Genomic DNA, 19,862 nt, shown 5'->3' on the forward strand with positions numbered 1-19,862 from the left:
GGAAAGCCGTGTGCGAGAAAACCGCATGCACGGTTTGATGAGGAGAAGGTGGCGATTCGCCACCGACTTACTCTACAGACAGATTGAAATATCTAAGCATTTTGTGATTTTTCTACCAAGATTTATTGGATCCTTTTTAAATCGTTCCTTCAGCATTATTACTTTGCTCCCACGGTAGTACAAGGAAAAAATTCTCCTTACTCTTAATATTTATAAATTATTTGTAAAATTTGCTAATTAGAGTTTAAACCTTCCAGGTTGTTTATATACAATAATGAAATGTTGCCTTATTTTTGCCACATTCTCGTAATAGTATTTTAATATTTATGTTTTATTATAATTATATAACATTTGTAAGAGTATAAATAAAATATATTTATTATAACTAGAGGGGAGTAACGATTATGAAAGTTAAAAAAGCTGTTATACCAGCAGCAGGACTTGGAACTAGATTTTTACCAGCAACAAAAGCACAACCTAAGGAAATGCTTCCAATAGTTGATAAACCAACTATACAATATATTGTAGAAGAAGCAGTAGCTTCTGGAATAGAAGAAATACTTATAATCACTGGAAAAAATAAAAGAGCTATAGAGGATCATTTCGATAAATCTGTAGAACTTGAGAATGAACTTGAGAGTAAAGGAAAAAAAGACTTGCTTAAGATTGCAAGAGATATATCTAACTTAGCTAATATATATTATATAAGGCAGAAGGAACCTAAAGGACTTGGGCATGCGATTAGTTGTGCTAGAACATTTGTTGGAAATGAGCCATTTGCTGTTATGCTCGGAGATGATGTAGTAGATTCAAGAAAACCATGTTTAAAGCAGCTTATGGATTGTTATAATCAATATAAAACAACTATTGTTGGTGTTCAAAAGGTAAACCACAATGATGTTTATAAATATGGAATTATAGATGCAATGCATATAGAAGATAATGTATATAAGGTAAAAGATATGGTTGAAAAACCTAAACTTGAAGAAGCACCTTCAGATATGGCTATTTTAGGAAGATATATAATAACACCAGAAATATTTAATGTATTATCTAATACAAAACCAGGGAAGGGTGGAGAAATACAACTAACTGATGCACTAAAGGCTTTAATGCAGTCAGAGGCCATGTATGCATGTGCTTTTGAGGGTAGAAGGTACGATGTTGGAGATAAACTTGGATTTTTAGAAGCTACTGTTGAATATGCTTTAAAAAGAAGAGGAATAAATGGTCAATTTGCGGCTTATCTTAAGGAACTACAGAAAAATGATGAATTTAAAGGTTTGTTTTTTTATAGTGAAAAATCTCCAATGAAAAATTTGCAAAAAGTTAAGTGATAGGTCATAATATATAGGGTTACCGCAATAAAACTTATGTATGCAATATAAGTTTTATTGTGGTAACCTTTAATGGGGGAAAAAATATGATTTTAAATCAATTTAAAATCATATTTTTTTCTCCATTTTGTAGTTGATATCATATATAGTAAGTTTTATAAGATTTTTATTTTTAATATTTCTATATTTTTATATAAATTATCCATTAATTTGTAATAATCTTTTTTATTTGGAATTTTTAGTTTTAGGTCAACAAACATTACGTTTTCATCACCATTATATTCAATTCTTTCAGTTTTGTATTCAATAATAGAAAAACTATTATCATCTATTTTTTTACTTAAATTAATTAATTCTTCTGGTCTTACCCATATATTTATATATAAATATTTACTTGAAGTATTTTTAAATATTCTATCTAGTATTTCTAAACCAGCTAAAACTAAAGTAGTTGAAAATATCCCAAGTGTATACATTCCAGAACCGATTGCTAAACCTATACCAGATGTTGTCCAAATTCCTGCTGCTGTAGTTAAACCTTTTACATAATGTTTTTCTAGGATTATTGTTCCAGCACCTAAAAAACTAATTCCAGATACAACTTGAGCGGCTACTCTGCTATCATGAAATGTGTATAATGAAACTATCATCATGAGAGCGCTGCCTATGCCAACCAAAAAGTGTGTTTTAAGGCCTGCATCTTTTGAGCGTCTTTCTCTTTCTAATCCAATTATTCCAGAAAGAATTCCAGATAAGGTTATTCTTATAAAAAAGTCAGACAAAAGATCACCTCTTTTCTTATTAAATTAAAATTAAATTAAATTTTATAAGTTTTTCCTTGTGCAACTCTTTCAAATTCACCTTCCCAATTTCCAGTAATGCTGTGATAATAATTTTTATCTTTACCTTCTTTGATCAATTTTTTTATTAGAAGTTCTTTTTTATTTACTTCATTATTGTGCTTTTTAATTCTTTCTTGATCTGAAGAAATCTTGTAAGCCCCATTTTTTAGCATTTCAATTAGTTCTTTTTCGCTGTTAGGGGAATTTACTAGATTATTGCAGTAAATTCCAACATTAGTGTAATGATGCGCATCTGAATCAGCAATTAAATTGGTGTTTAGTTTTTTAGCTAACTGTCTAATTTTTTCTGTATCGTCTATTCCTATATTGGTAGAATGTATTTCTATTGCATCAGGTACGAACTTTTCTAGATTTTCCTTTATAAAATCCTTATATCTAAAAGGGTGAGCAAATGCGATATACCCGTTATTTTCTCTTACATAAGCATGTAATTCTTCATATATCCATTTTTTATCTTGAAGTATTTTATCATGCAATCCAAGAACAAGAATATGTTCATGTGTATCCTGCATTTCAATTTCAATGCCACCATAAATTTTAAATGGCTTATACTTATCATTAAGTTCTTTTATACGTTCTAGCGGTGTTAGAATATTATGGTCTGTAAATATTAGACCATTTAAACCGAACTTTATTGCAGCTCTAATTTGTTCTTCCTCACTTGATTTACTACAAGCTGAACGTTCTTTGTCGTGAACATGTAAATCTATTTTCATATATACACTTCCATCCTATAAAAATTATATTTTAATTAACCTTTTACACCTCCTATTGTAAGACCTCCTACGAGATATTTTGAAAGACATACAAACAAAATTATTACTGGTACAGAGGTAATTAATGCTGCAGCTGAGTATACTCCCCAATCGGTTGAAAATTGGCTTTGCATATTAACAAGACCTACAGGAAGAGTTGTCTTTGTTGGATCTGTAATTATAACTCTAGCGATTATATATTCAGACCAGCTATTCATGAATGAAAATAATGTGGTTAGTGCAATAGCAGGTTTAGCTAAAGGTAATATTATTTTATAAAAAGCATAGGGTATACTGGCCCCATCTACATAAGCACTTTCTTCAAGTGATTTAGGAATTGTATCAAAGTATCCCTTCATCATCCATATATTAAAAGGTACTGCTGTAGAAATATATACTATAATTAAACCTTGGAATTTGTTTATGAGGTCTATTTTGAACATAAGCATAAATAGTGGAAGTAGCATCATTGTTGCAGGAAACATTTGTGTAATTAGTAAGGAAACCATTCCAGCTCTTTTTCCTTTAAATTCAAACCTGGAGAAGGCATACGAAGCAAACATTGAGATTGTTACACTAATAGCGGTTGCAGAACCGGCTATAATTAAGCTGTGCAAAAGCCAATCTTGAATATGATATTCCGTAAATGCTAATTTGAAATTGTTAAGTGTTGAGTTTTTAGTTACTATTGCTAGTGAGGTTGAATATAAATTATTTGATGGTCTTAGAGCTACTGCTAGTACGTTTAATATAGGATATACGGTAAGAATTGCAGCAAAGGTTAATATTACATATCTAAATATTATCATAAACTTAGTATCCCTAATACCGAATTTTTCCTTTTTCATCATTTTTTCCTCCATTTTTTAAAAATTAGTCATCTAGCTTTTGGGCTTTTAAAAACAATGAACTAAAACATAATAATATTAAGAATATTATTACAGAGAAAGCTGCGGCATGACCATATTTATAGTACTCAAATGCATCTTTGTACATTAATGTAACAAGTATTTGAGATTTTTCAGATTGGACACCACTTGTCATTATTAATATTGTATTAACTACGTTAAATGTCCAAACACAACTTAAAACTATAGATGGTGTTAAAACAGATTTCATAAGTGGTAGGGTTATATTTTTTGTTTTTTGCCATCTAGTAGCACCATCAACATCTGCTGCTTCATATAATTCGTTTGATATACTTTGTAAACCACCAATAGATATCATCATCATGAATGGTATACCTACCCATACATTAATAAAGATACATGCTAAAAATGTATAACTTGGATCAGTAAGCCATGGAATAGAATGTGCCCATGGAAATATTTTAGATAGAATTATATTTACTGCACCATACTGGGAGTTGAACATACCTTTCCAGGTTAGTACCGAAATGTAACTTGGTACAGCCCATGGAAGTATTAATAGCGTTCTGTAAATTTTCTTCCCTGGAAATTTAGCATTTAGTAACATTGCTAAAAATAAACCTATGCAAACCGTAAGCCCTACATTTACAAATGTCCAAATTAATGTCCTTAATAATGTACTATAAAATGAACTATCTTTTAAAATGCTTAAATAATTATCAAATCCAATAAATGGGTAAATATTAGATTTTAAATTCATAAGTGTTACATTTCTAAAGGATAAATTTAATTCATATAATAACGGATATAAGATAACGGCGCACATAACTAAAAATGCAGGAAGTAAAAAACAAATTGTTACTAATTTTTTTTGAGCTTTGATAGTTAAATGTTTCTTATTTTTAGAGCATTCCATTGTTTTTCTCCTTTTCCTCATTTATTTTAAAGGGCTGTTGCTATTATAATTTTATATAATTAACAATATAAAGGTTTTCATAGCACAAGAAGTTTATTAGATTTATTTTTAAATTATTAATATAAACAGCCCTTTATTTCAAATATATTAGTTTACTCCTAAATTTTTAATTCCATCCTCTGCTTTTTGTTGCATTTGAGCTGGTGCTTCATTTGGAGATACTTTTCCACTAAACATATCTTGTTGTACAGGTCTCATAGCATCCCATATTGCTCTCATTTGTGGAATAATAGGCATTGGTAAACAGTTTTTATATTGTTCAGTTTGTATTGAATATATAGGATCTGTTTTGTATTTATCAGTTTTTAATGTTTCAGTATTAGTAGGTAACTTGCCATGTGCATCAGATAACGTTAATTGAGAACCTTTTGATGACATAAAATCTAAAAATTTAGCAACTGCAGCTTTTTTAGTGGCATCCTTTACATTTGCAGAAACTGCAAAACCACTAATTGAAGATAGAGGCTTCATAAGTTTACCATTGACGGTTGGAAGTGTTGTAACTCCAAAGTCAACACCTGCTTTTTTATAAGTGTTGAAAGCCCATGGTCCACTTATTATAAAAGCGGATTTACCCTCTTCGAATAAGTTATCTGCCATATTTGCATCTGCTTCTTTAGGAATTAAGCCGCTGCTATGCAATTTATTTAAATATGTTGCCCATTGTTTCATTGCATTAGAGTCAAGAGTTGGCTTAGGTTTGGATGCATTTACATTATCAAAGAATTTTGCATTAAAACAGCTCATAAACATTGAAGAATAATATGGCTCCACTTCATCAAAAACTAATCCATATTGAACCTTTTTCTCATCTTGTAACTTTTTGCCTAATAGTTGTAAGTCTTCAAAAGTATTAGGTATTTTATCAACAATTTTTTTATTGTATATTAAGAATAATCCACTACTTACTCTATCTGGTACCTCCCAAACTTTTCCTTTATATGTAGCAGCTTTAACGGATTCTTTGGTAAATCTGTTTAAAAAGTCTTTTGCAACTACATCTTCAATAGGTTGAATAAGATTACCAGTTTGAAAAACTCCAATGTTGTCTCCAGGTCCAAGAATAATATCTGGTCCACTGCCTGAAACAGAAGTACTTACAAAGTTTTTTCTCATATCTTCTAGGTTGAATTGGGATACTGTAACATTAATTAAAGGATATTTCTTATGGAATTTAGCATTTAAGTCATTGATTGCTTTTTGAGTAGCACTATTTTCTGCTATCCATAATTTTAAAGAAACCTTTTTATTGATGGTAGTATCTTGACTTTTTTTCGCTGTATCGGCACTGCTGCCACAGCCTACCAACACGCTTGATACTAAAGTAAGTGTTGTTATACAAGTTAGAAGTTTTTTTAAATGATGATTCATGATCTCCCTAGTTTTTAAAACGTAACGATATTGAATACGTTTTCCTTTATCGACTAAATAAAGTGGTAAAATAATAATAAGTGCTTAGGCTAACATTATAAACCCCAATTATTGTTTCTTATTTTACCTAAAACTTAGGTTCTTACACCTCTCTCTTATTTTTTTAGTGCAACTATAATTTAATTCAAAACCTAATAATATGAATCAATTGAATTTGTTTGTTGCTATGTGTATATTATATCTTTAATATTTCCATATATCTCGTCAATATTATCTTATTAGTAGACAAATTTTGTCCTTTTATATATAATAAATACATAAATATTTATTTGTATTAAATAATCTATACACTTATTTACAAATAATGCCGCTGGGGTGAAAATTATGAATCCATATCTTCAAACTAAATTGTATTCATCAGAGCTTGCTGTGAAATTATATTGCTTAGAAAATTGTAGTAATATGCCTCATTGGCATATAGATGTAGAAATTATTTTAGTAATTGAAGGAAGTATAAAGGTAGGGATAAATGATGATTCTAAAATATTAAATAAAGGGGATATGGCCATATTTGGAAGCACAGATATACATTATCTTGATAGCACCAATATGAGTTCAAAAATCAATATGATTATTTTTCGTCCTGATATTGTGGGTAATTCTTTTGGTTGGCCTGAAACTTTCAAACTCAATACTCCTTTTATAAATGAGTCTGTTATTAATAAGATAAAACTAGAAAATTATAAAAAGATAGCAGACATATTCCATTCAATTGTCAATGAAATGAAGGATAAAGAAACTGCCTATGACTTATGTATAAAAGGAAAACTAATTGAACTATGTGCTTTTGCGCTAAGATATTTACCTATTAGTAGTAGTGATAAAACTAAAAAAGGTAATAGACTTCCTGATATTAATAGAATTAAAAATGCTATGAAATTTATAGAAGATAACTATGCAAATAATATAACTTTAAATGATATTTCTCAAAGAGTACATTTTAGTGCATGCTATTTTTCTAGAATGTTTAAGAAATTTACTGGAATAAATTTTGGAACTTACCTTAATGAAGTGAGAGTTGAAAATGCAGAGTTTTTAATTAAAACAACTTCTAAATCCATTGCAGAAATTGCTTTTGAATGTGGCTTTAATAGCGTACGTACTTTTAATCGTGCTTTCAAAAAAATAAAAGGATATACACCTTCTAGTTTAGATTAAGCTAGGAGGTGTATATTTTTTTTACTATTTTAGCACGAGTCAATTAGCTTATAGTGCATAATATTTTGTTCTAGAAGGATAATGGGCAAAGCCCAAACCTCTTATAGGTTTATATTCATGAAGGTAGTTCCAGCTAAATCTTTTATTTTGAAAGCATTATCTTCCAAAATTCCATAAGAGTTTGGATTATTTTCTTTTGGAAGAGATATAGAACCTGGGTTTATTATAAAAATGCCATCTTTTTTCTTTGCAACAGGAATGTGAGTGTGACCATAAATTAGTACATCTCCATTGCTAAGTTTAGGTGAATTATTTTCTCCATATATATGACCATGAGTTAAAAATAATCTTTTTCCATTGTATAGTATTGTTGAGTAGGTTGACATTATAGGGAAATTTAGCACCATTTCATCAACTTCACTATCACAATTTCCTCTTACAGCAATTATTTTTTCGCTGTATTTATTTAAAAGTTCAGTTACGCCTCTAGGATTATAGCCTTTAGGCAGATCATTTCTTGCGCCATGGTATAGTTGATCTCCAAGGATTACTATAAAATCTGCTGCTTCTTTTTCATAATTTTCCATAGCCTTTTTTAAATAATGCAGTGAACCGTGAATATCAGATATAAAAAATATTTTCATTTGTATCACCACTTCCTTTTTACTTAACAGCTAGTATATCAAATACTTTTGATGTGTATTCATTATTTTTAGAATCATAAAAACTATAAATACTTTTATTTATATTAGCAAATGAAAATTTATTTAGCAATGCTTCTAATTCGTTTTCGTCGGTATAATGATGTGGAATGTTTTCTTCGCCGATTCTTGAGCCCACAAAAGTATTTTCTTCAATTTTAGTGCCAATCCCATAAGAAGGATCTAATGTAGAGAGAAAATTGAATACAAAATATCTATTCGGCTTTAATATTCTGCATATTTCATTGATTCCTTGTTTAATATCACTAAGAGTTGCATGATGCAAAGTTGAAGTACAAATTACAGCATCAAAAAATTATCATCATAGGGTATTATTCTTTTGTTATATAGAGTTCGTAATTTTCCCATGTGCTGTCAATTTTAAATTTTTTATTCAAAATATTATCACTTACAAAGCGAGTTTTTTATAAATTAATTATAATTTATTTCCATGTTTTTCTTATAGATTAAAAATTAAAAATTTGATATAATTTCCTTAGGTGGTGAAATGTATGGAGAAAGAGATGCTAGAAATTTTAAAATCAATGCAGCAAGATGTGAAGTCACTTAAAGAGGATGTAAAATCTGTAAAACAAGAACTTGGAACAATTAAAGAAGACGTAAAATCAATAAAAGCTGTTCAAGATGAGCACATGCAGCTATTAAGAGCATTGGAACATAGAACAGCGGTTATTTCAGCTGGACAGGAAAATTTAAAACATGAGCTAGCTGAAGTTAAGGGAGAAGTTAAAGGCATAAGAAAAGATTTAAGTAATGTAGAAATGATAACTGCAAGTAATTGGTCGGATATTGCAAAATTAAAGGCTGTAAAATAAAATACATTCACTATTTTTAGATATAAAGAATTTGAGTTAGGTTATGGTTTCATTTTTTAGAAACTGTTACTTAACTTTTTTTATTGAAAATATTAATTTAACTTTATTCGTGGTATACTACCATGTGTATATAAAATGAGTAAAGTATGAGGTAATAAAATGAGTGAATCAAATTTTAAAGATTTAGGATTAAGTGAAGAGATTTTAGAAGCAATAGAAAAGCTAGGATATAAAAAACCATCGGAAGTTCAGGAGAAGGTTATACCATTAATACTTAAAGGTAAAGATGTTATGGCGAAATCACAGACGGGAAGTGGAAAAACGGCTGCCTTTGCAATACCTATTTCAGAAAAAATAGAACTTGAAGAAAATAAGCCGCAGGTATTAGTTTTAGCTCCAACAAGAGAATTAGCATATCAAATAAAAGAGGATTTTGGCAATATAGGGAGATTCAAAAGGCTTAGATGTTCAGCAATTTTTGGAAAACAACCAGTAAGTGTTCAAGTAAATGAACTGAAACAAAGAGTTCATGTTGTGGTTGGCACACCTGGGAGAACCTTTGATCTTATAGAAAGAGGGGCTTTAGATGTTTCTAGAATAAACTATCTTGTAATAGATGAAGCTGATGAAATGCTTAATATGGGGTTTATAGATCAGGTTAAGGATATAATGAAAAAGCTTCCTAATAAAAAGTTGACTCTTCTCTTTTCGGCAACTATGCCAGAGGAAATATTAGAACTTAGCAAGAGATATATGAAAGAACCTATTAGCATAGAAATTAAGGCTAAAAGTTCTGTTGCAGATAGAATTAAGCAAATTTATTATGAAGTAGAAAATGATAAGAAGTTTAATTTGTTAAATAAATTGATATATGTAGAAAGACCAGAAAGCGCAATGATATTTTGTAGAACTAAGGAAAATGTAGAAAAGTTGACTTCACAAATGAAGACTAAAGGATATTCATGTAATGCTCTGCATGGTGGAATGCTTCAAGATGATAGAACTAGCATGATGAATAAATTTAAAAGAGGAGAATTTAATTTTCTTGTGGCTACAGATATAGCTGCTAGAGGAATTGATGTGGAAGATGTCACTCATGTTATAAATTATGATATACCTATGGAGAAGGAAAGCTATATTCATAGAATGGGGAGAACTGGTCGTGCAGGAAATAGAGGGACTGCAATAACTTTTGTAACCTCAAGGGAATATAGATTTTTGGAGGAGATTGAAGAACAATTTGCTCTTAAAATTCTTAAAGGTGATATTCCCTCAGAAGAGGAAGTTAAAGAGGGAAAAGAAATATACAATAAAAAGCTTAAAAATCCTGTAAAACTTAAGAAAGCTAAAAATAAAGAAATAAATAAAGAAATAACAAAGATATATATTAGTGCTGGAAAAAAGAAAAAAATAAGACCAGGAGATATAGCTGGTACTGTATCTAGCATTGAAGGGATTAATCCAGAAGATGTTGGAATCATTGATATACAAGATAATTTTTCTTACGTAGAAATCCTTTCTGGAAAAGGAGAACTGGTATTGGAAGGGCTTAGAAATAAAACTATAAAGGGGAAAACCATAAGGGCTGAAAAGGCACAAAAATAGTTTAATTGAATATAATAATTATTGATAGAAATTTTTGTGAGGAATTTAGTGAGAATATATGTAGTTAAACCTGGTGATACTGTTTGGTCTATAGCTAGAAGGTTTGGAGTAACACCTCAAAGCATTATAAATGCAAATAAGCTTTCACAGGACAGCAGCTTAGTAGTTGGGCAAACACTTGTTATTCCAAGTACAGAAATAGCTTATAGAGTAAGATCTGGCGACACTTTGTGGTCTATTGCAAGGAAATTTAGAGTTTCAGTAGATGCTATTACACAACTAAATAATATTACAAATTCATCGCCAATTTATCCGGGACTTATGATAAGAATACCTGAAAATGCAAAAAATTATGGATATATTGAAGTTAATGCGTTTATACAACCTTCCAATCCACAAAAAGAAAATGCTGTTTTGGGTGAGGCTATACAATATTTAACTTACGTAACGCCTTTTAGTCACCATGTAACTGCCGATGCGGGTCTTACACCACTTAATGATGAGAATATAATAAGAATAGCAAAGGAAAATAAAGTTGCGCCAATGCTTTCAGTTACAAATATATCAGGTACAACAGGTGCAAATTTTAATAGTGAACTTATAAGCAATATATTAAATAGCAATTCACTGCAGCAAACATTAATAAACAATATTTTAAATATGATAAGAAGTAAAGGATACTATGGGGTTGTTGTTGATTTTGAAAGAATTCCACCTGAAGACAGACAAAAATATAATAATTTTTTAAGAAAACTTGTGGCGGCGCTTCATCCAAATTATATTGTGGCTACAGCACTTGCACCAAAAACTTATGATGTTACTACGGGAGCATGGCATGGAGCTCATGATTATAGAGCACATGGAGAAATCGTTGATTTTGTAATTATAATGACCTACGAATGGGGATGGTCTGGAGGTCCACCAATGGCTGTAGCACCTATAAATGAAGTGAGAAAAGTAATAAATTATGCAGTAAGTGTAATTCCTCCTAAAAAGATAATGATGGGGATGCCTCTTTATGGGTACGATTGGACACTTCCGTATATGCCTGGAGGAGAATTTGCTGAAAGCATAGGAAATCAAGAGGCAATACTTAGGGCAGGAAGATACGGAGCACAAATAAAATATGACGAAAAATCACAATCTCCTTATTATAATTATACGGATAGAGCGGGCAGACAGCACGTTGTATGGTTTGAAGATGCAAGAAGTGTAGAAGAAAAATATAAGCTTGTTAGTGAATATGGGCTTAGGGGTGTCAGTTATTGGGTACTTGCACAACCTTTTCCTCAAAATTTTAAAGTTTTAGATAATATGTTTAACATAGAAAAGGTGATAAAATAATAACTGAGCTTAGATAAAAAGTTAATAATTATTATAAAAATTTGTAGCAGTTGGTAAGTCCCCCTTCCAACTGCTTTTTTTCGACTTCAAGTTAGATTGTAGATTCTCTTGAAATATTGTGTATTTTTATTAATTCATCGTGAAGTTTTTCAAAAAGAAGTCCTGCGATAAACCAATATGGTGCATAGTCTAGTCTTGTAATACCTTGTATTGTAATACCCTTATCATAATACCATGGACATGTTCCTATTGTAAGACGCAAAATTGAACCTGTGCAAAATTCAACTATTAATATAAGTACAGCATATATACCTCCTCGTATCAAAATTGGCCAACGCCTTATAGCATTATGTATTGGTTCCATAAAAATTGCTAGACCGTATATTAAAAACATCCACATACTGGTCCAAGCATGCATTGAAATGTCTCCGCTTAAAAGAGAACCAAATCCAGTCCATAATATTTCCATGCACCATCCAGCTAAACCATATATTATAAATCGTAAAATTTTCATACAATTAGTTTGTCACTATTCCTTCACTATTATTCACAATTTTATTATTAAATTTTAGAAAGATATTTGGTTGGTATTAAATTTTAAGATATGGTTGAAGACAGAAGGGGCTTGGGTGTATATAATTAATGTATACAGCCTATAAGTTAAAATAGTGAAAAGTTTTTTGGTAGCATTTAATTTATAGGAAATAAGCGCACAATTTACAGTGCACTGTGAACCAGAAAAATATTACTTGTGAAAGTTTGAAACTTTCAGCTTGTTTATCTATAAGAGATTGTGAAAAAAGGTATTATATAGGTTTTGCTACACTACGCATAAAGCATTACAAGCGGCCCGTAAAAAAGAATATCTACATTTTTCACATTTTCCTATATAAGGTATTGGAGGTAAAACTGTGATAAAATATTATATTGAAGGGCTAATTTTGGGATTTACATATGTTGCTCCGATTGGAGTTCAAAATCTATATGTCATTAACTCCGCTATATGTAATAAGAGAATAATGGCACTTAGAACAGCCTTAGTAACAGTATTTTTTGATATTTCACTTGCAATTACATGTTATTATGGTGTTGGAATTGTTTTAAGTAAATCTCAAATTTTAAAAGATATTATACTTTTGTGTGGTGCAATTATTGTTATTTATATAGGGGTTAGGCTTATAATGGAAGTACCTAATTCTTTTGGCGAAGTTAATAGTGACAAAAATTTTTTAAAATTAGTTACTGCTTGTTTTACGGTTACATGGCTTAATCCACAGGCTATTATTGATGGATCATTGATGCTTGGAGGTTTTAAAGCTTCTCTTTCGTTTTCAACTTCTAAATTGTTTATACTAGGAGTTTGTACTGCTTCATTTTTATGGTTTACAAGTCTTTCATTAATTGTAAATTATTTTAAAAAGAATTTTAGTGTGAGGTTGGTCGGGATAATTAATAAAATATGCGGAGTTGTAATAACTTATTATGGGCTAAAGCTTGCAGTTAGTTTTATTAAAGGGTTGGGTGTTTTATGATAAATATTGATTGGAAACCTGATAAAAATTCTAATTTGCCATTATTTAGACAAATAGTGAATTATATAAAAGAAAAAATATCAAAAGGAGAATGGAGTATAGGAGAAAGGTTGCCATCTCAAAGAAAGATGTCACAAATATTTGGAGTTAATAGAAGTACTGTAGTGGAAGCTATTGATGAATTAAAATCATATGGTTTAGTTGAGGGAAAGACAAAGGGTGGGACAGTAATAGTTAATAATACATGGTCTCTTTTGGCTTCAGATCCAACTCTAAATTGGCAAAAATATATAAAAAGCGGCATATACGAACCTAATTTATCTACTATTCAAATGATAAATAAACTTGAATATGAGGATAACATTATTAGGCTAGGGACGGGAGAACTTTCGCCGGAGCTTTTTCCTAAGGAAACCATGAAAAGTGTACTTTTAAAGGTGGCAGATAATATAAATTCATTGGGTTATGAGAGAACTAAGGGCTCGCTTGAGCTTAGGCAGGTAATAAGTAATTATGTAAAAAAGTTTGGAATTAATGTCTCGGCATCATCTATTTTGATTGTTTCAGGATCACTTCAAGCGCTTCAGCTAATTTCTATGAGTATACTTAAACCCGGAGATGACGTATTAGTAGAAAAACCATCGTACATAAAGTCACTTAATGTTTTTGAATCTGCTGGTATGAAATTAAAAGGAATATCTATGGATAGATACGGGGTTGATATAAGGGATGTACTAAAAAACATAAGTAAAGAAACTTCTATTTTATATACAATACCAACTTTTCAAAATCCTACAGGCATAGTAATGAGTAATGATAGAAGAGATGAGCTTATTAAAGTGTGTACAAAAGAAAGACTTCCAATTATTGAAGATGATGCATATAGAGAATTATGTTTTGATGAAGTTCCACCTAAAACTTTAAAGTCTTTGGATAATAACGGTATTGTACTTTATATAGGCACAATATCAAAATGTCTTTCTGCTGGCATGAGGATTGGCTGGGTTATTGGTCCTGAGGCTGTTATAGATAGATTAGGAGATGTTAAAATGCAAATGGATTATGGGGCTAGTTCGCTTTCACAATATGCTGCGGTTGAATGGATTTCAAGTGGACTATATAACAATTATATTGAGGAACTTAGATATAGACTTAAAATTAGGAGAGATTTTACAATAAATCTACTTAAAGAATATTTTTGTGATATAGCTGATTGGAACGTACCTAAAGGTGGATTTTATATATGGTTAAAATTAAAGGTTAAGATAGACATGATTAAACTGTTTAATATGTCTTGGAAAAATGGCATACTTATTAATCCTAGATATATATATGATTTTCATAAGAATAACAATATAAGAATATCTTATTCCTATGCCTCGAAGGATGAAATGTATTTAGGGCTAAGAAAACTTTCAGAGATAATTAGAAACTTGACTGTGTTTTAAAAAATAAGAAAGCTTTGTTTTAAGGGGGAAAACTTTATGTTTATGTATGTTTTTTCAATTGTACTGATAGTATTATCAAATGTGTTTTATAATATATGCCAAAAATCAACACCAGAAAAAGCCAATCCTTTTTCGGCTTTAGTTGTTACGTACTTTACTGCGGCCGTTTTATCATCAATGGCACTGCTTTTTACAAAACATGATAAAGGGATTTGGGGTTCATTTAAACAATTAAACTGGACAAGTATAGTTTTGGGATTTTCAATAGTTGGGTTGGAATTTGGATATTTAATGGCATATAGAGCAGGATGGAATATTAGTGTAGGTTCACTAGTTGCAAATATAATTTTAGCAATTGTGCTTATACCTATAGGAATTATATTTTATAAAGAGGGATTTGAAGTTAACAAAATAATGGGAGCAGCCTTTTGTATAATTGGGTTAATATTAATAAATAGAAAATGAATTAGATTAGTAGGAATTAATATGTAATTGTTAAAAATAATATTGCATTAAAAATTTATATGTATTTGTAAACGTAGAACAATTATGTGTTACGTAAAAATATGCACATAAAAATAAAAAATTAAATTTTTGCTTGTTTGACATCAAAAAAATTTTTTTGTATATTGTTTATAACAAAATTGAATAAAATCCTTATCGAGAGAGACTGAGGGGCTGGCCCGATGACGTTTCAGCAACCAGCGTGTTTCATTTGCATGCAAGGTGCTAAATCCTGCAGATTAAATTCTGAAAGATGAGGGAAGGTATTTAATAATAGAACCCTTCCGCGGGTTTTTTTTATTAATATTGTCCTCTTCTTTTTGGAAGAGGATTTTTTATATCGTGAATTTTGGAAAGGGGGATTATTGTGATTGAACTAAAAAATATAATAAAAGTTTATGAAGATGGAGGCAAAAAAGTTGAAGCTGTTAAGGATGTAAGTTTAGAAGTAGAAAATGGAGAAGTTTTGGGAATTATTGGATATAGCGGCGCGGGAAAAAGTACTCTTGTTAGATGCATAAATTTGCTTGAAAAACCTACTAGCGGTCAGGTTATAGTTGATGATAAAGATTTGACAAAGTTATCCCAAAAGGAATTGAGAAAAGTAAGAGAAAAGATAGGGATGATTTTTCAGCATTTTAATTTAATGGCTAGAAGAAATGTGTTTGATAATGTAGCTTACCCGCTTAAAGGAAAAGGGTTGAATAAAAAAGATATAGCTAATAAAGTAAATAGTCTTTTAGGCTTGGTAGGCTTAGAGGACAAAGCTTTAAATTATCCATCTCAGCTTAGTGGTGGACAAAAGCAAAGGGTTGCTATTGCAAGAGCGCTTGCTAATGATCCTCAAGTTCTTTTATGCGATGAAGCTACTTCGGCTTTGGATCCTGAAACTACTCAATCTATACTAAAGTTAATCAAAGAAATTAATGAAAAGCTTGGACTTACAATAGTTATTATTACACATCAAATGGATGTTGTTAAGGATATTTGCCAGAGAGTAATTGTAATGGAAGAAGGAGAAATTGTTGAAAAGGGAGATATAGTACAAATATTTACTAATCCTAAAGCAAAGATGACTAAAAAATTTATGGCTACAGTATTCCATTATGATAAAGTTTATGAACTCATTGAAGGTAAAGAATTTGCTAGTAAATTTTCAGAAAATGATATAGTGGCAAAGCTATCTTTTGTAGGTTCAAATGCTGAAGAAGCCTTTATTTCTGAAATTTCTAGAAGGTTTAAGGTAGATGCAAATATCATTTCTGGAAATATTGAAATAATACAAGGTACGCCTATAGGCAATCTTGTTGTTAAATTTAGTGGTTTTAGAGAAGGAATTAATGGAGCCATTAAATATTTAAATGGAAACAGTATATATGTGGAGGTGATAAAGTATGGGGAATCTTTTGAACACGATTATGCCTAATGTTGTAGAGCTTTTTCCAGATATGATAACGGCACTTAAAGAAACATTAATAATGGTAGCTGTGTCAGGTGTAATTTCTACAATTATCGGTATACCTGTTGGAGTAGCACTTGTGGTAACACGTCCTAAAAATATACTTGAGAATAAAGTTGTTTATAATATAATTGGTAAAATAATAAATGCATTTCGTTCAATTCCATTTGTAATATTGATTGCAGCAATTATACCATTAACAAGACTTTTAGTTGGAACAACAATAGGTGTTAAGGGTGCAGTAGTGCCACTTGTTTTTGGAACAGCACCTTTTGTTGCAAGACAGATAGAATCAGCACTTTTGGATATTGATAAAGGCGTTATTGAAGCAGCAGAAGCTATGGGGTCTAGTCCCTTTGAAATAATATATAGAGTTTTATTAAAGGAGGGCCTTCCACAAATTATTTATGCCCTTACAATTACTACTGTAAGTTTAATTAGTTTTTCAGCAGTTGCAGGAACCGTAGGCGGCGGTGGACTTGGCGATTTTGCTATAAGATATGGCTATCAGTACTTTAAAACAGATATTATGGTAGTTACAATTATCATTTTATTAATACTTGTAAGTTTAATACAAGGTTTAGGTGAATTTTTATTAAAAAAGTTAAGTCACTAAAAATAAGTTATTTTAAATTAGGGGGAAGAAAAATGAAAATAAAAAGAGTCGCAGCATTATTTTTAACATTATCATTAAGCTTAGGTTTACTATCGGGATGTCAATCAAGTACATTAGCAAATAGTAATAAAAAACAAGTTATTAAATTAGGAATTACAGGCGATGACCATAAAATATGGGATGCTTTAAAAGAGGACCTTAAGAAAGATAACATTGAACTTAAAATTGTAAGTTTTTCTGATTATATAAGGCCAAACGAGGCTTTGAATGACGGGGATATAGATGCAAATTCATTCCAAACCATCGCATATTTTAACAAGTTCAAGAAGGATCATAAATTGGATATTGTATCTATTGGAAATACCGTTTTAGCACCTATGGGAATATATTCAGATAGTATAAAAAAAGTTAAGGATTTAAAAAATGGAGCTAAAATAGCAATACCTAATGATCCTACAAATGGTGGTAGAGCTCTTATATTACTTCAAGATGCAGGCGTAATAAAGTTAAAAGATGGTGTAGGAGTATTACCTACAGTAAAAGATATAGCTGAAAACCCTAAAAATGTGAAGATAGTTGAGCTTGTAGCAACACAAATTCCAAGATCATTAAAAGATGTTGATGCAGCAGCTATAAACAGTGGAGTTGCAGTAGATGCAGGCTTTAGTCCTTTAAAGGATTCAATTTATATAGAAAGTACAAAAAAACCTTCAGTTAAGAACTATTTCAATATAATTGCAGTTAGAAGCAAAGATAAAAACAATAAGGCTTTAAAAAAATTAGTTGAAGTTTATCAAACTGAAAAGGTAAAAAAGCTTTTAAAGGATATATATAAGGGAGCAGAAGTTCCGGCTTTTTAAAAATATTGCAAAGTAACAATGCTTGTCGCATACACATACGCGGGGTTTGGGCGTAAGCCCATTATCCTTCTAGAACAATATAAAAGCACTTTTAATAATAAATCCTATAAATCTAAGGTTGAAAAATCATAAAACACTAAGGTATTTTAATAACTCGCTATTGCTCAGACAGATTGAAATATCTAAGTGTTTTATGATTTTTGAACCAAGATTTATTAGGATTTTTTTAAACCGCTTCTTCAGCATTGTTACGTTGCTACCACAGTGGTGCAAGGAAAAAATTCCTCCGTGCCTACGGAATTTTAGGTGTGAATTTTGCGGTTAACTAAATTTTTATATAATATATTACATATCACCATTAATTCCTGTTGGTTAACTATGGTTACAGTGAATTTGAAATTGAACAATTATTATTATAACGACATTTCTATTACAAAAATATGCTAAATACAAAATGAAAATTGATAATTCGTAAAAAAACTTTAAAGTATTAAAAAAATATCATATAATTAATTATGTTTAGTTTTACTAAGCTAAAAAATAGGCAATTTTAAAAATTGGCGTCATCATTAAGTTTAAGACTTTCTGTAGTGAAACGGAAGAAAGTTAACCTTCACTGTATTATGTCAATTGTACTCTGTACTCTGAGTCAAATCCTATTTTGCCAGGATAAACTTGGAACTTGCAATTTTCAAGTTAATGTTGTCTATTTACAAAGGGGGGGCTAATTATGAAAAAAGGAACATTAATTTTTTTAAAGTTATTTATAGGTCTTTTATTGTGTTCTATTGGTACAGTTATGACTATAAATGGAAATTTGGGGCTTCAGCCATGGGATGTATTTCATCAAGGATTATCTAAGATGATGAATATAACAATGGGTCAAGCAAGTATAATAGTTAGTGCAATTGTAATTATAGTAGATTATATTGCAGGAGAAAAAATAGGTTGGGGCACTATTTCTAATATGCTTGTTATTGGAACATTCATGGATATTTTGATGTTAAATCACTTATTACCAGTTTTCAACAGTATAGTTCTAAGAGTTATTTCAATTATTATAGGAATGTTATTAATGTCGATTGGAAGTTATATGTACATAGGAGCTGGTTTAGGATCTGGGCCTAGAGATGGTCTTATGGTCGCACTTACTAAAAAAACAAAAAAATCTGTGCTTATAGTTAGAACATTCATAGAGTTGTCTGTACTTGCTCTTGGATATATAATGGGTGGTTCTGCTGGAATAGGGACTGTAATAATGGTTTCACTAATAGGATATTTTATTCAAATAGTATTTAAGATATTTAAATTTGATGTTAATAAGGTGGATCACAGATTTATAAATGATGACATAAAGCTAATGAAGGATATTGTGCTGAAGAAAAGTGCTTGATTAGTGCGCTTATATATAAGGCTTTATGAACTGTCAAATTATAGTTAATCATATCTTCCTATAGATAGACAACTTGAAACTTTAAAATTGCAATCTCTAAATTTATCCTGATAAACCGGAATTTGTCGAGCTAAGTGAAGGGTTTTAATTCGCCCTGCTCATTAAAAAACTAACT

Annotated in this window: 20 protein-coding genes and 1 riboswitch; of the genes, 12 read left to right on the top strand and 8 right to left on the bottom strand. The window is 30.3% G+C overall.

Features of this window, described 5'->3' with window-relative positions; all coding sequences use genetic code 11:
* Positions 1-404: 404 nt before the first annotated feature.
* The gene (gene galU / locus LQK79_RS19175) at positions 405-1,337 is read left to right on the top strand and encodes a UTP--glucose-1-phosphate uridylyltransferase GalU (protein ID WP_231017537.1); all 933 of its coding nucleotides are present in this window, start codon (positions 405-407) and stop codon (positions 1,335-1,337) included.
* Positions 1,338-1,492: 155 nt separating this feature from the next.
* Here the strand turns inward: galU and LQK79_RS19180 are convergent, their stop codons facing one another.
* The 5 genes from LQK79_RS19180 to LQK79_RS19200 all read right to left on the bottom strand — a co-directional run bounded on the left by LQK79_RS19180 (position 1,493) and on the right by LQK79_RS19200 (position 6,171).
* The gene (locus LQK79_RS19180; RefSeq protein ID WP_231017538.1) at positions 1,493-2,119 is read right to left on the bottom strand and encodes an MgtC/SapB family protein; all 627 of its coding nucleotides are present in this window, start codon (positions 2,117-2,119) and stop codon (positions 1,493-1,495) included.
* A gap of 35 nt (positions 2,120-2,154) precedes the next feature.
* A complete protein-coding gene (locus LQK79_RS19185) occupies positions 2,155-2,916 on the bottom strand; it encodes a PHP domain-containing protein (protein ID WP_053242760.1) in 762 nt (253 codons plus the stop codon).
* A 35-nt stretch (positions 2,917-2,951) separates the two neighbouring features.
* Positions 2,952-3,803, bottom strand: coding sequence for a sugar ABC transporter permease (locus tag LQK79_RS19190; protein WP_053242759.1), 852 nt, complete (start codon positions 3,801-3,803; stop codon positions 2,952-2,954).
* Between the two features lie 25 nt (positions 3,804-3,828).
* Positions 3,829-4,740 (bottom strand): carbohydrate ABC transporter permease, encoded by a 912-nt coding sequence (locus LQK79_RS19195; RefSeq protein ID WP_053242758.1) that lies wholly within the window; start codon positions 4,738-4,740, stop codon positions 3,829-3,831.
* 147 nt (positions 4,741-4,887) lie between these two features.
* Positions 4,888-6,171, bottom strand: a complete 1,284-nt coding sequence (locus LQK79_RS19200; protein WP_231017539.1) for a sugar ABC transporter substrate-binding protein — start codon at positions 6,169-6,171, stop codon at positions 4,888-4,890.
* Between the two features lie 384 nt (positions 6,172-6,555).
* Here LQK79_RS19200 and LQK79_RS19205 point away from each other — a divergent pair, with 384 nt between their 5' ends.
* A complete protein-coding gene (locus tag LQK79_RS19205; RefSeq protein ID WP_053242756.1) occupies positions 6,556-7,389 on the top strand; it encodes an AraC family transcriptional regulator in 834 nt (277 codons plus the stop codon).
* 101 nt (positions 7,390-7,490) lie between these two features.
* Here LQK79_RS19205 and yfcE read toward each other — a convergent pair whose 3' ends face one another.
* Together yfcE and LQK79_RS19215 are read right to left on the bottom strand one after the other, a co-directional pair.
* On the bottom strand, positions 7,491-8,033 hold the full coding sequence (gene yfcE, locus LQK79_RS19210) for a phosphodiesterase (RefSeq protein ID WP_231017540.1): 543 nt from the start codon (positions 8,031-8,033) through the stop codon (positions 7,491-7,493).
* 19 nt (positions 8,034-8,052) lie between these two features.
* Positions 8,053-8,391, bottom strand: a complete 339-nt coding sequence (locus LQK79_RS19215) for a class I SAM-dependent methyltransferase (protein WP_331000776.1) — start codon at positions 8,389-8,391, stop codon at positions 8,053-8,055.
* Positions 8,392-8,602: 211 nt separating this feature from the next.
* Here LQK79_RS19215 and LQK79_RS19220 point away from each other — a divergent pair, with 211 nt between their 5' ends.
* The 3 genes from LQK79_RS19220 (at position 8,603) to LQK79_RS19230 (ending at position 11,875) form a co-directional block, all read left to right on the top strand.
* Positions 8,603-8,926 carry a hypothetical protein gene (locus LQK79_RS19220; RefSeq protein ID WP_231017542.1) on the top strand — a complete coding sequence of 108 codons (324 nt, stop codon included), beginning with the start codon at positions 8,603-8,605 and terminating at the stop codon, positions 8,924-8,926.
* 159 nt (positions 8,927-9,085) lie between these two features.
* Positions 9,086-10,531 (top strand): DEAD/DEAH box helicase, encoded by a 1,446-nt coding sequence (locus tag LQK79_RS19225; protein ID WP_231017543.1) that lies wholly within the window; start codon positions 9,086-9,088, stop codon positions 10,529-10,531.
* Positions 10,532-10,579: 48 nt separating this feature from the next.
* Positions 10,580-11,875: a LysM peptidoglycan-binding domain-containing protein gene (locus LQK79_RS19230; protein WP_231017544.1), complete on the top strand. Its 1,296-nt coding sequence runs from the start codon at positions 10,580-10,582 to the stop codon at positions 11,873-11,875.
* A gap of 91 nt (positions 11,876-11,966) precedes the next feature.
* Here the strand turns inward: LQK79_RS19230 and LQK79_RS19235 are convergent, their stop codons facing one another.
* Complete coding sequence (locus tag LQK79_RS19235) at positions 11,967-12,389, bottom strand: putative ABC transporter permease (protein ID WP_084757040.1); 423 nt, start codon at positions 12,387-12,389, stop codon at positions 11,967-11,969.
* A gap of 397 nt (positions 12,390-12,786) precedes the next feature.
* Here LQK79_RS19235 and LQK79_RS19240 point away from each other — a divergent pair, with 397 nt between their 5' ends.
* The 7 genes from LQK79_RS19240 to LQK79_RS19270 all read left to right on the top strand — a co-directional run bounded on the left by LQK79_RS19240 (position 12,787) and on the right by LQK79_RS19270 (position 19,687).
* The gene (locus tag LQK79_RS19240) at positions 12,787-13,407 is read left to right on the top strand and encodes a LysE/ArgO family amino acid transporter (RefSeq protein WP_231017545.1); all 621 of its coding nucleotides are present in this window, start codon (positions 12,787-12,789) and stop codon (positions 13,405-13,407) included.
* Positions 13,404-14,855, top strand: a complete 1,452-nt coding sequence (locus LQK79_RS19245; RefSeq protein ID WP_231017546.1) for an aminotransferase-like domain-containing protein — start codon at positions 13,404-13,406, stop codon at positions 14,853-14,855. Before LQK79_RS19240 ends, LQK79_RS19245 begins: the two co-directional genes overlap by 4 nt.
* 36 nt (positions 14,856-14,891) lie before the next feature.
* The gene (locus LQK79_RS19250; RefSeq protein WP_231017547.1) at positions 14,892-15,320 is read left to right on the top strand and encodes an EamA family transporter; all 429 of its coding nucleotides are present in this window, start codon (positions 14,892-14,894) and stop codon (positions 15,318-15,320) included.
* 189 nt (positions 15,321-15,509) lie between these two features.
* Positions 15,510-15,619, top strand: a riboswitch (SAM riboswitch).
* 107 nt (positions 15,620-15,726) lie between these two features.
* Positions 15,727-16,785, top strand: a complete 1,059-nt coding sequence (locus LQK79_RS19255) for a methionine ABC transporter ATP-binding protein (protein ID WP_053243542.1) — start codon at positions 15,727-15,729, stop codon at positions 16,783-16,785.
* Positions 16,754-17,434 carry a methionine ABC transporter permease gene (locus tag LQK79_RS19260; protein WP_053243543.1) on the top strand — a complete coding sequence of 227 codons (681 nt, stop codon included), beginning with the start codon at positions 16,754-16,756 and terminating at the stop codon, positions 17,432-17,434. Before LQK79_RS19255 ends, LQK79_RS19260 begins: the two co-directional genes overlap by 32 nt.
* A gap of 32 nt (positions 17,435-17,466) precedes the next feature.
* Positions 17,467-18,294 carry a MetQ/NlpA family ABC transporter substrate-binding protein gene (locus LQK79_RS19265; protein ID WP_231017548.1) on the top strand — a complete coding sequence of 276 codons (828 nt, stop codon included), beginning with the start codon at positions 17,467-17,469 and terminating at the stop codon, positions 18,292-18,294.
* A 730-nt stretch (positions 18,295-19,024) separates the two neighbouring features.
* Positions 19,025-19,687, top strand: a complete 663-nt coding sequence (locus LQK79_RS19270; RefSeq protein WP_053243544.1) for a YczE/YyaS/YitT family protein — start codon at positions 19,025-19,027, stop codon at positions 19,685-19,687.
* The last annotated feature ends 175 nt before the right edge of the window (positions 19,688-19,862 follow it).

This window comes from Clostridium guangxiense (assembly GCF_021043395.1).
Classification (GTDB): domain Bacteria; phylum Bacillota; class Clostridia; order Clostridiales; family Clostridiaceae; genus Clostridium_S; species Clostridium_S guangxiense.